The following is a 13,454-nucleotide window of genomic DNA, read 5'->3' as shown; positions in this document are numbered from 1 at the left end:
GTCCCGCGCGCCGGAGGTGGTTGGGCCGCGGCTGCCGGGATAGCCGCGGCAGGCGGCGGTATTGCAGCAGGGGAGTTGGCTGCGGGGGTTCTCAGCCCCTCCCTTTCGCCGTTGACGGCCGTTGGCGGTGCCGTGATCGATGCCGTGCCTCCGGGCGTCAAGGACTGGGCGATCTCTGTCTTCGGCACGGCCGACAAGGCAGCGCTCCTGGTGGGAATGGCGTTGGTCATCGCCGCCCTGGCCGCACTGGCCGGAGCGCTCGAGCGCCGCCGCCGGTTCACTGGTGCTGCCGTGATCGGAATCTTTGGACTTGCCGGAGCGGCCGCCGTCCTGACGCGTTCCCAGATGACCCCCCTGTCCCTCGTGCCGCCGCTCCTGGCCGCGGTGGCCGCCGTCGTGCTGTTGCGGTTCCTGCTGCGCAGGCTGCAGGCATGGGATGCCGCGATTGCCGGCCAAGCAGCCTCCCACCAAGCAGCCTCCCACCAAGCAGCCTCCCACCAAGCAGCCTCCCACCGAGCAGTTGCAGATCATCCCGAGGACAGCCTTCCCGCTGCCCCCGGCGAGGCCACACCGGACTCCGCGGCCACCCAATCGCGCCGCAGCTTCTTCCAGGCCATGGGCATCACCGCAGCGGCCGCTGCGGCAGGGGGAGTACTGGCGGGAATCTGGCGCGGGGCCACCATGGCTGTCAATGAGGCCAGGGCACGCATCACCCTGCCCGCAGCGGCATCGCCGGCAATACCTGTGCCCCCTGCTGCGGAAGCCGGTGTTGCCGGAATGCCGCCGCTGGTGACCCCCAACCGGGATTTCTACCGGATCGACACCGCGCTGTCCGTCCCGGCGGTCAGCCCGGATACCTGGGTCCTCAAGGTAACCGGCATGGTGGCCCGGGAAGTCCTGCTCTCCTTCGCCGACCTAATGGCGAAGCCCCTCACCGAGCGGCACATCACCATTGCCTGCGTCTCCAACGGAGTGGGCGGCGACCTGATCGGCAACGCCCGCTGGCTCGGCTGGCCGGTCCGGGAACTGCTGGCCCTGGCCGTTCCCCAGCCAGGCGCAGACATGGTCCTCTCCCGCAGTGCCGACGGCTGGACCGCCGGGACGCCCCTGGATGTCCTCACCGACAACCGGGACGCCCTGCTTGCCGTGGGCATGAACGGTGAACCGCTCCCGCTGGAGCACGGCTTCCCGGTCCGGTTGGTGGTTCCCGGCCTCTACGGCTATGTCTCGGCCACCAAATGGGTCACCGAGCTCAAGGTCACCCGGTTCGCCGATGACGCCGGATATTGGACCCCGCGCGGCTGGTCCGCGCGCGGCCCCATCAAGACCTCGTCCCGCATCGACGTCCCCCGCAGCGGCCGCCCGGTCAACGCGGGAACAGTTGTCTTCGCCGGCGTTGCCTGGGCCCAGCACACCGGCATCCGGAACGTGGAACTGCGGATCAACCGGGGACCGTGGCGGGAAGCGGAACTGGCCACGGGAATCTCCGCCGACACCTGGTACCAGTGGAAGCTGGCCATGGACCTTGCCCCGGGGCAGTACGAGGTCCAGGTCCGGGCCACCAACCTGGCGGGCGAACCCCAGGACGAAACCGCGCGGCCGCCCGCACCGGACGGCGCCTCGGGATTCCACACGGTTAGAGTTGACGTGAAGTCCTGACGGCCCAAACCCTGACGGCCCAAACCCTGACGGCCCAAACCCTGACGGCCCAAACCCTGACGGCCCAGACCAAAGGCGTATCCATGACCAGCCACACCCCGCACGCCCTGGCAGACCACACCCCGGAAGGCCACGTCCACCATGCAGCGGAGGGTTCCCGGTCGGTCGCGGGCCATGCCGCCGCAGTCGTGGAACTCCTGCGGCCGCTCCTGTCAATGGACCGGATGGAAACCCTCCCGCTTAGCCAGGCGCTGGGCCGGGCCCTGGTGGACGATGTGGCCGCGCCACTCAGCCTTCCTCCTTTCGCCAATTCCCAAATGGACGGATACGCCGTCCGTTCCGGCGACCTTCCCGACGGCGGCGGGGACCTCCGCATCATGCCCCCGGTTCCGGCCGGGTCAAGCCCGGAGCCACTCGAACCAGGAACCGCGGCACCCATCATGACCGGTGCCATGATCCCGGCGGGGGCCGACGCCGTCGTACCCATTGAAAAGGCGGTGCCCGATCACTTCCTGGACCCCGGAAACACAGCGGGGGACGGCAGCGGCGCCACCGTGCGGCTGCCCGGCACCGCGCCGGGAACGTTCGTGCGCTTCCCGGGCAGCGACATCGCAGCGGGGGAGCGGGCGCTGGCCTCGGGGACCTGCCTGGGGCCGGCCCAGTTGGGGCTGCTCGCTGCCTTGGGCCTCCCAGAGGTGGCGGTGTACAAGGCGGTGACCGTCCTGCTCGTCACCACGGGCGACGAAGTGGTGGAACCCGGCCTGCCGCTTCCTCCCGGCAAAATCTACGACTCCAACGGAACGCTCCTTGAGGCCGCCATGAAGCAGGCGGGACTCACAGTCCGCCGCACCGGCATCTCCACCGACACTCCGGCGGAACTGCAGGCGCTGCTGCGGACCGAAAGCCCGGGGGCTGACCTGATCGTCACCACCGGCGGGGTCAGCAAGGGAGCCTACGAGGTAGTGCGGCAGGCAATGGCGGACCAGCCGGTCCGCTTCGTGCACGTGGCCATGCAGCCGGGCGGCCCCCAAGGACTGGGAACGTTCGACGGCGTGCCATTCCTTGGGTTTCCCGGCAATCCGGTCAGCTGCCTGGTGTCCTTCGAGATGTTCCTCCGTCCCGCTTTGTCAGCCTTGCTGGGGGCACCGGGCCGGAGGCTGCCGTTGCGCGCCCGCCTTGATCTTGGGGGCCCGGGCCGTCCGCTCACCTCTCCCGGGCACAAGCACCAGGTCCGCCGCGGCAGCCTGCAGCCGGACGGGACCGTGAAGCTGGAGGGCGGCGAGAGTTCGCACCTGATGCACGCACTCGCGGGGTCGAACGTCCTGGTTCATGTCCCTGTGGGTGTAACGGAACTCGCTGACGGCGACGAGGTGGAAGTATGGATGCTGTGAACGCAGAACATACCCCCGCACTGACGCACCTGCGCCAGGACGGCAGCGCCCAGATGGTTGATGTCTCCGCCAAGGCCGAGACCACGCGGGAGGCCACCGCCACCGCCACCGTCCGGACCACCCCCGAGGTGATGCAGCTCCTGGGCTCCGGCGGGCTCCCCAAGGGCGACGCCCTGGCCGTTGCCCGGGTGGCCGGCATCATGGCGGCCAAGAAGACACCGGACCTGATTCCGCTGTGCCATCCGTTGCCCCTCTCGAAAGTCACCGTTGACTTCGACCTCGGCGCGGCCGCCGTCACCATCAGCTCCACCGTGAAGACCAGGGGCGTCACGGGAGTTGAAATGGAGGCCCTGACGGCTGCCTCCGTGGCAGCCCTCAGCGTTTACGACATGATCAAGGCCGTGGACAAGCATGCCGTCCTGACGGACATCAAGGTGCTGGCCAAGAGCGGCGGCAAGAGCGGAGACTGGGCACTGTGACCGACCCCAACATCCTGGACGTCTCCGAACCCCACCGCCACGGCGACGTGCAGGGGCGGAAGGCCGGCGTCGTTATCGCGTCCACCCGTGCCGCAGCGGGCATCTACGACGACGAAACCGGCCCCGTGATCACCGACTGGCTCACTGAACACGGCTTTGACGTCTTCCCGGCCATGGTGGTTCCCGACGGCGAGCCCGTGGGCGCTGCCATCCGGGCGCTCCTCACCCAGCGTCCCGCCGTCGTCATCACCAGCGGCGGAACCGGCCTCAGCCCGGACGACCGGACACCCGACGTCACCCTGCCCCTGCTGGACCGGGAAATCCCGGGCATCATGGAGGCGATCAGGCGTGCCGGCGCTGCCAAGACTCCGCTGGCGGCCCTGAGCAGGGGCTATGCGGGCGCTGCCGGGCAGACGTTCATTGTGAACCTGCCCGGGTCACCGAAGGGTGTCATGGATGGGCTGAGCGTCCTGGACCCGGTGATCGGACATCTTTGCGACCAGTTGGAAGGCGGACATGGGCACTGAAGCAGCATTCGAGGTAGTGCGGGCAGTCCTGAGCGCGGAGCCCATCTCCGTGGACCAGGCTATTGCCGCGGTGGAAAGCGACACTGCGGGTGCGGTGGTCAGCTTCAGCGGTGTAGTGCGCAACCACGACGGCGGCAAGGCCGTCGAGCGCCTCAGCTACAGTGCGCACCCCACGGCGCACCAGGTGATGGCCGACGTCGTCGCGCGCCTGGTTGCCGAGCAGGACGCCGAGGCCGGTGACGCGGCCGGGGAGACCCCCGCGGGAAAGGCAGCCCAACCCGTCAGGATCTGGGCCGCACACCGGATCGGGATGCTGGAGATCGGGGACCCGGCGCTGGTGTGCGCGGTATCCGCCCCGCACCGCGGACAGGCGTTTGCCGTCTGCTCCGAGCTGGTGGACCGGATCAAGGACCAGGTGCCCATCTGGAAGGAACAGTTCTTTTCGGACGGCACCGTGGAATGGGTCGGCGCCGGCAGCTGATGCCGCGCCGGGGCACGCCGGGCCGCGCCTCCACGCTGCCCGGGCCGGCCGGCGTTGCTCCGCAAACTGCGAGGTAACGCACGCCGTCCGGTTCCTGCCCCAACCTGTCCCGCCGGTAGGGTTAATCCCATGACCGAACAACACCCCGCCCCCAAACTGGTGGCCGTCCTTGGCGCCAGTGGACGCATGGGCGCCGAGGCCGTTAAGGCCATTGATGCCGCGCCCGACATGAAGCTCGTCGCAGCCCTGGGTCGGGGTGACTCGCTGGAGCAGCTGACGGCCTCCGGTGCCCAGTACCTGGTGGACCTCACAGTCCCCGAAAGCACCGAAGCCAACGTCCGCTTCGCCGTCGAGCATGGGATCCACGCCGTGGTGGGCACCACCGGCTGGGACGCGGGACGCCTGTCCGCGCTTGAATCCCTTTTGGCGGAGCACCCGGAAACGGGCGTACTCATCGCGCCCAACTTTGCCTTGGGCTCTGTGCTGGCTTCGGCGTTCGCCGCGAAGGCGTCAAAGTACTTCGAGTCCGTGGAAATCATCGAGCTCCACCATCCGGACAAGGTGGACGCCCCTTCCGGCACCGCCGTCCGCACCGCAGAGCTCATCGCCGCTGAACGCAAGGCTGCCCAGGTGCCGCCCAGCCCGGATGCCACCACTTCAGAACGCGCGGGCGCACGCGGCTGCGACGTGGACGGCGTCCGCGTCCACAGCGTCCGGCTCCGTGGCCTCGTGGCCCACCAGGAAGTCCTGCTGGGCGGTCCCGGCGAGCAGCTGACCTTCCGCCACGATTCCTTCGACCGCGCGTCGTTCATGCCCGGCGTGCTTCTGGGCGTGCGCAACGTCGCTGCCCACCCCGGGCTGACCGTGGGCCTGGACGGTTACCTGGACCTGGGACTCTAGGCCGTGAACGGGTTCGCAGCCGGTTTCCTTAAGAACCGCACCAAGATCTGGGTGGGAGCGGTGACGCTGCTGCTGGTCTTCTACCTGGTGGTGTCCTTCCAGCGCTCGCTCCTGCTCCTTGCAGACAGTAACCTGACCGCCAAGGCCATCGGGGCCGCCTACCTGGTGCTGCCCATCGTTGGCGCGTGGGCCCTGATCCGCGAACTCATGTTTGGCGCCCGCACCGAGCAGATGGCCAAGGTCCTGGAAGCCGAAGGCGGACTGCCGGTGGACGAGCTTCCCCGCACGCCCGGTGGCCGGATTGTCCGTGCCGCAGCCGACGCGGAGTTCGAAAAGTACCGGGCCGAAGCCGAGGCCGCTCCCGATGACTGGCGTTCCTGGTTCCGGCTCAGCTGTGCCTATGACGCCGCCGGGGACCGCAAACGCGCGCGGGCTTCCATGCGCGACGCTGTGAAGCTCTTCACCACGGCATCCTAGCCCCTGCTGCCGCAGGGGTTCAGGACAGGGCCTTGAAGCCGCCGCGCCCCACCAGGCTTGCAGTATGGCCCACCCATTCCAGGGGGCCGCGCCACGACATCCGCGCAAACACGATGCCCACGGCGATGGCAGCCGCGGCATGGGCAAAGTACATTCCGTCCTCGGTCCAGCCTGCGGGCAGCGGTTTGAGGTAGAAGCTGGAGACCACCCAGACGTGGACGGTGTACAGCGTCAGCGTCATGGCGCCGGGTCCCCGCAGCGGCAGCAGCAGGTCCAGGTCCACCCATTCGGCCAGCCGCCCCAGAAGCAGGCAGGCACCGATGACGGCCGCCGCAACTGCCGAGGTATGCAGCAAATCGAGCGGCGTACCCGAATGCGGTGCGGCCGATGCCAGCCACCACCATGAACCTTCCTGGGGGAGTCCGGCCAGGTTCACCTGCAGCACGCTGCCCAGCGGGTAGCCCGGTGAGTTCAGGACCTTCTCCAGCGCTGCGCGGCCGCCCCAGTCCTCCATGGCCGCGACACCCACGCTCTTGGCCGCCACGGCCACTACCGTTCCGCCCACCAGCAGCAGCGCGGGGACCAGCGCCTTGGTCAGCACCAGGCGGCCGATGGCCAGCCCCACCAGCAGGTAGGACAGCCACTGCAGCACCGGGTAGTAGCCCGTGAGGAACAGGTCCGCGAGCAGCCGGGACGGCGTTCCGAGGTCCTCCCATGCCGGGTTGTGGCCCAGCCTCAATGGCGGCTCCGGGGCAAGGAGCCAGGGCCGCAGCAGGTAGGCCAGCACCGGGGAGCCCAGGATCCAGCCGGCGGCCCACGCACACAGGCGCTTCACGCCCAGCCCCAGGAAGGGCAGGACGCACAGGAACAGCACGGCGTAGTGGACCAGGATGATGGCCACGTTCACGTCCAGGCCGCCCAGGGTCAGTCCGACGGCGGCAATCACCAGGGCGCGCAGCCCCACCCCGCGGCGGGCCGCGGAGAGTTCGGCGCCCTCCAACGGCCTGTTTTTTCCCGTGGACAGGGCAAGCCCGACGCCCGCCAGCACTGCGAAGAGGGCGGCGGCCCGTCCCGAGAACGTGAGGCCGATCCAGGTTGGTGTGAGGCTTGGGTTCGATTCGAACGTTGGCAGCAGGTGAGTGGCCATCATGCCCAGCAAAGCCAGGCCCCGGGCCGCATCGATGCCCCTAAGACGCCCCGGTTGTTGACGGTCTGCGGTCTTCCGGGGCCGGGTGGCCGGGGTGCGGGACGTCATGACCAGATCGTCTCACATGCGTCCGTGGGCTGGCTGCCGCAGGGGGAGACGCAGAGGTGTGGGCTCTTGTATTCGAATATATGTTCGAATAGCATGGGGCCATGGAGATGCCATCATTGGGAGCCGCTTCCCCGCAGGGATTTAAGCCTGCCCCGCAGGGATTTGAGCCTGCCCCGCAGGAAAGCCAGGGTTCAGGAGTGCTGAAGGCGATGAGCCCGGGCGTGGTGGACTACCTGTTCCGCCAACTTGTCTCCGGGCGTCCGGCCGAGGACGTCCAGTGGGAACGGGAAGGTATCAGCCTGTCCGCCCAGCCGGAAGGAGCGGAGCTCGCCCGCCGACTGGCGGAAACAGACATTGACGCCCTGACGCCCACGGAGCTGTTCCACTATGTTCGGGCGGCGCAGCGGCTCGCCGCTTGGGCTGAGGACCTCCGGCAGGCCGCCGTCGGCCGCTATTGCCACGCCGGAGCGGGTGCTTCGAAGTCCGGGCGGAGCCGTATTTGACGCTTGTCACGCCCGTGGCATTGTCCTAACCAGCCGGGGACAGGGTAACGTTTTTTCCATGGCTGACTCTTCCGCGCATATCCCTGCCCTCGGTACCCTCCTGACCGCCATGGTCACGCCGTTCACCAAGGACGGCGCAGTGGACTACGACCAGGCGGCAGCGCTGGCCAGCAAGCTTGTCGACGACGGCTGTGACGGCCTGGTGGTCACCGGCACCACCGGTGAAACCTCCACGCTGACGGACGAAGAGAACCTCGGCATGTTCCGCGCCGTGAAGGAGGCCGTCGGCGGCCGGGCGGCCATCATCGCCGGCACCGGCACCAACGACACCGCGCACTCGGTCCACCTTTCCCAGCAGGCTGCTGCCCTCGGCGTCGACGGCCTCCTCCTGGTGACTCCTTACTACAACAAGCCCAGCCAGGCCGGTGTCCGCGCCCACTTCGAGACCATCGCCTCGGCCGTGGACGTACCCGTCATGCTGTACGACATTCCCGGCCGGTCCTCCATCGCCATCGAGCCAGACACCATGATCCGGCTGGCGCAGCACCCCAACATCGTGGCCGTCAAAGACGCCAAGGCCGACTTCATGGCAGCCACCCGTGTCATGGCGGAAACGGACCTCCTGTTCTACTCGGGCGATGACGGACTGACCCTTCCCTGGATGGCGCTGGGCGCCGTCGGCCTGGTGGGCGTTACCACCCACGTCGCCACCCGCCGCTTCCGCGAACTCATCGACGCCATCAACGCCAACGACCTCGGCACCGCGCGCAAGATCAACTTCGAGCTGCAGCCGGTGGTACGCGCCACCATGACCCGGGTCCAGGGCGCCGTGGCGGCCAAACAGATTCTTAAATGGCAGGGAGTCCTGCCCAACTCGATCGTCCGTTTGCCCCTCGTGGAGCCGGACGAAACCGAGATCGAAACCATCCGCGGGGATTTGGCGGAAGCGGGGCTGGTCTTCTCCTGAGGCTAAGACCGGCACCCTTCCGCCTGGAAAGTAGTGCACTATGACCCAAACTGCCCTTACCGGCCTTGTCACCCCTCCGCGCCTGCCCCAGGGCACGCTCAGGATCGTTCCGCTTGGCGGACTCGGGGAGATCGGCCGGAATATGGCCGTGTTCGAAATCGACGGCAAGCTGCTGATCGTGGACTGCGGCGTCCTCTTTCCCGAGGAAACCCAGCCCGGCGTTGACCTGATCCTGCCGGATTTCTCCTACATCGAAGACCGGCTGGACGACGTCGTGGCCGTCATCCTCACGCACGGCCACGAGGACCACATCGGCGCCGTGCCGTACCTGCTGCGCCTGCGCAACGACATTCCCCTGGTGGGATCTCAGCTGACCCTCGCGCTGATCGAGGCGAAGCTGCAGGAGCACCGCATCCGGCCCTACACGCTGACAGTGGAAGAGGGCCAGGTGGAGAAGTTCGGGCCGTTCGAATGCGAGTTCGTGGCCGTGAACCACTCCATTCCGGATGCCCTGGCGGTGTTCATCCGCACCGCGGGCGGCACTGTCCTGCATACCGGCGACTTCAAGATGGACCAGCTGCCGCTGGACGGACGCATCACCGACCTCCGGCACTTCGCCAAACTGGGTGAAGAAGGCGTGGACCTCTTCATGTCCGACTCCACCAACGCAGACGTCCCCGGATTCACCACGGCCGAGAAGGAAATCGGCCCCACGCTGGAGCGGCTTTTCGGCCAGGCCACCAAGCGCATCATCGTGGCCTCCTTCTCCTCCCACGTCCACCGCGTGCAGCAGGTGCTGGATGCAGCGGCCAAGCACAACCGCAAGGTGGCCTTCGTGGGCCGCTCCATGGTCCGCAACATGGCCATCGCCGAAAAGCTGGGCTACCTTGACGTCCCCGCCGGACTGATCGTCGACATCAAGAACATCGACAACCTTCCGGACAACCGCGTGGTGCTCATGTCCACCGGCTCCCAGGGCGAGCCCATGGCGGCCCTGTCCCGGATGGCCAACGGCGACCACCGCGTGGTGGTGGGGGACGGCGACACCGTCATCCTGGCCTCCAGCCTCATCCCGGGCAACGAGAACGCGGTGTTCCGCATCATCAACGGCCTCCTGAAGCTCGGCGCCGACGTGATCCACAAGGGCAACGCCAAGGTCCACGTCTCCGGCCACGCCGCCGCCGGCGAGCTGCTCTACTGCTACAACATCCTTGAGCCGCTCAACGCCATGCCCGTGCACGGCGAAACCCGGCACCTGATCGCCAACGGCAAGATCGCCATCGAATCCGGCGTCCCGGATGCCAGCGTGATCCTTGCTGACAACGGCACGGTCATCGACCTCCGCGACCACCAGGCAGACATCGTCGGCCAGGTCGAGGTGGGCTTCGTCTACGTGGACGGCTCCAGCGTGGGCGAGATCACCGACGCCGACCTCAAGGACCGCCGCATCCTGGGCGATGAAGGCTTCATCTCCATCATCACCGTTGTCCACCGTGCCACCGGCAAGGTGGTGTCCGGGCCCGAGATCCACGCCCGCGGCGTTGCCGAGGACGATTCGGTCTTCGACGACATCATCCCCAAGATCAACGCAGCCCTGGAGGAAGCGGTCCAGAACCACGCCGACCACACCAGCCACCAGCTCCAGCAGGTGGTACGCCGCGTCGTGGGAACCTGGGTCAACCGCAAGCTGCGCCGCAAGCCCATGATCATTCCCGTGGTGCTCGAGGCCTGACACCAGGCTGGCGTCGCGCTGGTGCACACCCGGAAGGGCCCGGTTCTTCATGGACCGGGCCCTTCGGCGCATCCGGACGGTCCCCGGGCGCGTCCGGGCAGGTCCGCACCTGGCGCCCGGCGGGTGGCCCGGCGGCCCCGATATCCCCGGAATCACAGCATGGTTCCGGTACCGTGGCTATTATGGCCACACGTACTACTTCCGCGCCCAAAGGTACCGGCAGGGGGAGCTCCGGCAGCAAAGCGGGCAGTTCCACAGGCCGCGGAACCGGCTCCACCGCCAGCAGGACAGGGCGCGGCGGCTCAACCAGCACTGCACGCACCCGCCAGCTTCCCGCCGTCGAGCACCACCAGCCCTGGCTGCTGCGCGTGGTGGGCGGAGCGTGGCTTGGAGTGGGCCACCTGGTGGGCGGGGGAGTGCGCCGCATCGGCCACGACGTCAGCGACCTCCCCACGGAGGAACGCCGCGACGGTGCCGCCCTCTTCAACCTGGCCCTTGGTATTTTCATCGCCACCTTCGCATGGTGGGGACTGACGGGCTGGTTCCCGGACGCCGTCTACGCCGTGGTGAACGGCACCTTCGGCTGGATCTCCCTGCTGCTCCCGCTCATGCTGTTCGTGTGCGCCTTCCGGCTGTTCCGCCGGCCATCGGACGGCCGGGGCAATAACCGGGTGGGCATCGGTTTCCTGATCATGACCTTCGCCGGGTGCGGGTTGGCTCATATCCTCGGCGGCCAGCCCACCGTGGCCGACGGCTTCGACGGCCTCCGCAAAGCCGGCGGGATGCTCGGCTTCCTGGCCGCCACGCCGCTGGCCGCCATCCATCCGGCTGTGCCTGTGGCCCTGTATGCCCTGCTGGCCTTTGTGTCGGTACTGATCATCACCGCCACCCCGTTCACGGCGATCCCGCGCCGCATCCGCGGCGCCTATGAACACCTCATGGGCATCGACCTGATGGACCAGGAACACCAGGACACCCACGACCGCAGCTACCTCGAACGCACGGCTGCCGCTGCGCCCAAGAAGAAGAAGCGGAAGCTTTTCGGCAAGGACCAGGAGTCCGACGCCGGCCTTGAGGGCTACGTGGGCGACGAAGCCTTCGAGCACGCCGTCATTGACGACGACGAGCCCGAACCCGAGCGGCCCGCGCCCGGAGTGCGGCGCCCCACCCAGGCGGAGATCGCCGTCGAAAAGATCAAGGCAGCCCAGGGATTGGGTGCCGGTGCCCAGGCACCTCCGGCGGAAAACGCCACCGAGGCCATCCCCCTGGTCATCCCCGGTGCCGCCGCTCCCGCCAAAGCCGCCGCCGCGCCCACCGTGCCCTCCAACCCGGTGGCCCCCGCGCCGCCGCCCGTTCCCATCCCGCAGCGGACCGAACAGCTCTCGCTCGCCGGGGACGTCACGTACACCCTCCCCGCCTCGGACTACCTGACACCCGGCTCGATCCCGAAGGAGCGCACCGAAGCCAATGACGCCGTCGTCGCTGCCCTGACGGATACCCTGCAGCAGTTCAACGTCGACGCCACCGTCACCGGCTTCAGCCGTGGTCCCACCGTCACCCGGTACGAAATCGAACTTGCTCCCGGAACCAAGGTTGAGCGCGTCACCGCGCTGTCCAAGAACATCTCCTACGCTGTGGCCTCCAGCGACGTGCGCATCCTGAGCCCCATCCCCGGCAAGTCCGCCATCGGCATCGAAATCCCCAACACCGACCGCGAGACCGTGTCACTGGGCGACGTGCTGCGCAGCCAGAATGCGCGGCGCACCGACCACCCCATGGTCATGGGTGTGGGCAAGGACGTGGAGGGAGGCTACGTGGTGGCCAACCTGGCCAAGATGCCGCACCTCCTGGTGGCCGGCGCCACCGGCGCCGGTAAGTCGTCCTTCGTGAACTCCATGATCACCTCCATCCTGATGCGGGCCACCCCCGACGAGGTGCGCATGGTCATGGTGGACCCCAAGCGCGTGGAGCTGACGGCCTACGAGGGCGTCCCGCACCTGATCACGCCCATCATCACCAACCCCAAAAAAGCCGCCGAGGCGCTGCAGTGGGTGGTCCGTGAAATGGACGCCCGCTACGACGACCTCGCAAATTACGGCTTCAAGCACATCGACGATTTCAACAAGGCGGTGCGGGCCGGAAAGGTCCAGCCGCCGGTGGACTCCAAGCGCGTCATCAGGCCCTACCCGTATCTGCTGGTGATCGTCGACGAGCTTGCCGACCTGATGATGGTGGCACCACGCGACGTGGAGGACTCGATCGTCCGCATCACCCAGCTTGCCCGTGCCGCCGGCATCCACCTGGTGCTGGCCACCCAGAGGCCGTCCGTGGACGTTGTCACCGGCCTCATCAAGGCCAACGTGCCCTCGCGCATGGCCTTCGCCACGTCCTCCGTCACTGACTCCCGCGTGGTCCTGGACCAGCCCGGCGCCGAGAAGCTCATTGGCCAGGGTGACGCGCTCTTCCTGCCCATGGGCGCCTCCAAGGCCATGCGCGTCCAGGGCGCCTGGGTTACCGAGTCGGAGATCCACAAGGTGGTGGAACACGTCAAGGGGCAACTGCAGGCTTCCTACCGTGACGACGTTGCTGCCGAAGCGCCCAAGAAGCAGATCGACGACGACATCGGGGATGACCTCGAGGTCCTGCTGCAGGCGACGGAGCTGGTGGTCACCACGCAGTTCGGCTCCACCTCCATGCTGCAGCGCAAGCTCCGCGTCGGGTTCGCCAAGGCCGGACGGCTCATGGACCTGCTCGAATCCCGCGGCGTCGTGGGACCATCCGAGGGCTCCAAGGCGCGCGATGTGCTGGTCAAACCTGATGACCTCGCCGCCGTCCTGGCCGCCATGAAGGGCCAGGAGGCGCCGGCCGCCGCCGATTCCCAGACCGCTGCCCTCAGCGACAATGCCAACGCCAACATCGCGCAGGGCGGCTACGCCGAAGACCTGGTGGCGGCGGACCTGGACCAGCGGAAGCAGAACGTCGAATATTACGACGGCTCGGATTCCGCCCCCGGCGGGTACGGCGATGACGACGACGGCTCCGAAGACGCATGGTCCCTCACCGGGCGCTAGGCCGGTAGCCTA

At 68.0% G+C, this 13,454-nt stretch carries 12 protein-coding genes; 11 read left to right on the top strand and 1 reads right to left on the bottom strand.

Annotated elements, in window-relative coordinates; all coding sequences use genetic code 11:
• Positions 1-60: 60 nt before the first annotated feature.
• From AC6JAM_RS01310 to AC6JAM_RS01280, 7 genes are all read left to right on the top strand, one after another.
• Positions 61-1,659, top strand: coding sequence for a molybdopterin-dependent oxidoreductase (locus tag AC6JAM_RS01310; RefSeq protein ID WP_497935859.1), 1,599 nt, complete (start codon positions 61-63; stop codon positions 1,657-1,659).
• A gap of 83 nt (positions 1,660-1,742) precedes the next feature.
• Positions 1,743-3,050 carry a molybdopterin molybdotransferase MoeA gene (locus tag AC6JAM_RS01305; protein ID WP_018771610.1) on the top strand — a complete coding sequence of 436 codons (1,308 nt, stop codon included), beginning with the start codon at positions 1,743-1,745 and terminating at the stop codon, positions 3,048-3,050.
• Positions 3,038-3,529 carry a cyclic pyranopterin monophosphate synthase MoaC gene (gene moaC / locus AC6JAM_RS01300; protein ID WP_026266123.1) on the top strand — a complete coding sequence of 164 codons (492 nt, stop codon included), beginning with the start codon at positions 3,038-3,040 and terminating at the stop codon, positions 3,527-3,529. The genes AC6JAM_RS01305 and moaC overlap by 13 nt, the downstream gene beginning before the upstream one ends.
• A complete protein-coding gene (locus AC6JAM_RS01295; RefSeq protein ID WP_018771608.1) occupies positions 3,526-4,056 on the top strand; it encodes a MogA/MoaB family molybdenum cofactor biosynthesis protein in 531 nt (176 codons plus the stop codon). Before moaC ends, AC6JAM_RS01295 begins: the two co-directional genes overlap by 4 nt.
• On the top strand, positions 4,046-4,537 hold the full coding sequence (locus AC6JAM_RS01290) for a molybdenum cofactor biosynthesis protein MoaE (RefSeq protein WP_497933826.1): 492 nt from the start codon (positions 4,046-4,048) through the stop codon (positions 4,535-4,537). The genes AC6JAM_RS01295 and AC6JAM_RS01290 overlap by 11 nt, the downstream gene beginning before the upstream one ends.
• 129 nt (positions 4,538-4,666) lie before the next feature.
• Entirely contained in the window at positions 4,667-5,437 is a 771-nt protein-coding gene (gene dapB, locus AC6JAM_RS01285; protein ID WP_497933825.1) for a 4-hydroxy-tetrahydrodipicolinate reductase, read from the top strand.
• A gap of 3 nt (positions 5,438-5,440) precedes the next feature.
• Positions 5,441-5,914 (top strand): hypothetical protein, encoded by a 474-nt coding sequence (locus AC6JAM_RS01280; RefSeq protein WP_018771605.1) that lies wholly within the window; start codon positions 5,441-5,443, stop codon positions 5,912-5,914.
• A 19-nt stretch (positions 5,915-5,933) separates the two neighbouring features.
• On the opposite strand, the gene AC6JAM_RS01275 is transcribed toward AC6JAM_RS01280, so the two are convergent.
• Positions 5,934-7,169, bottom strand: a complete 1,236-nt coding sequence (locus AC6JAM_RS01275; protein WP_497933824.1) for a heparan-alpha-glucosaminide N-acetyltransferase domain-containing protein — start codon at positions 7,167-7,169, stop codon at positions 5,934-5,936.
• Between the two features lie 101 nt (positions 7,170-7,270).
• Between AC6JAM_RS01275 and AC6JAM_RS01270 the strand changes: the two genes are divergently transcribed.
• From AC6JAM_RS01270 to AC6JAM_RS01255, 4 genes are all read left to right on the top strand, one after another.
• On the top strand, positions 7,271-7,672 hold the full coding sequence (locus AC6JAM_RS01270; protein ID WP_377204893.1) for a hypothetical protein: 402 nt from the start codon (positions 7,271-7,273) through the stop codon (positions 7,670-7,672).
• Positions 7,673-7,730: 58 nt separating this feature from the next.
• Positions 7,731-8,639, top strand: a complete 909-nt coding sequence (gene dapA, locus AC6JAM_RS01265) for a 4-hydroxy-tetrahydrodipicolinate synthase (RefSeq protein WP_018771602.1) — start codon at positions 7,731-7,733, stop codon at positions 8,637-8,639.
• Between the two features lie 40 nt (positions 8,640-8,679).
• Complete coding sequence (locus tag AC6JAM_RS01260; RefSeq protein ID WP_018771601.1) at positions 8,680-10,371, top strand: ribonuclease J; 1,692 nt, start codon at positions 8,680-8,682, stop codon at positions 10,369-10,371.
• 182 nt (positions 10,372-10,553) lie between these two features.
• Positions 10,554-13,442, top strand: coding sequence for an FtsK/SpoIIIE family DNA translocase (locus AC6JAM_RS01255; protein WP_144600345.1), 2,889 nt, complete (start codon positions 10,554-10,556; stop codon positions 13,440-13,442).
• The last annotated feature ends 12 nt before the right edge of the window (positions 13,443-13,454 follow it).

It is taken from the genome of Arthrobacter sp. GmRoot5-12 (assembly GCF_059739365.1).
The sequence above is the reverse complement of the archived record's forward strand: the minus strand, read 5'-3'. Positions and strand labels throughout refer to the sequence as shown.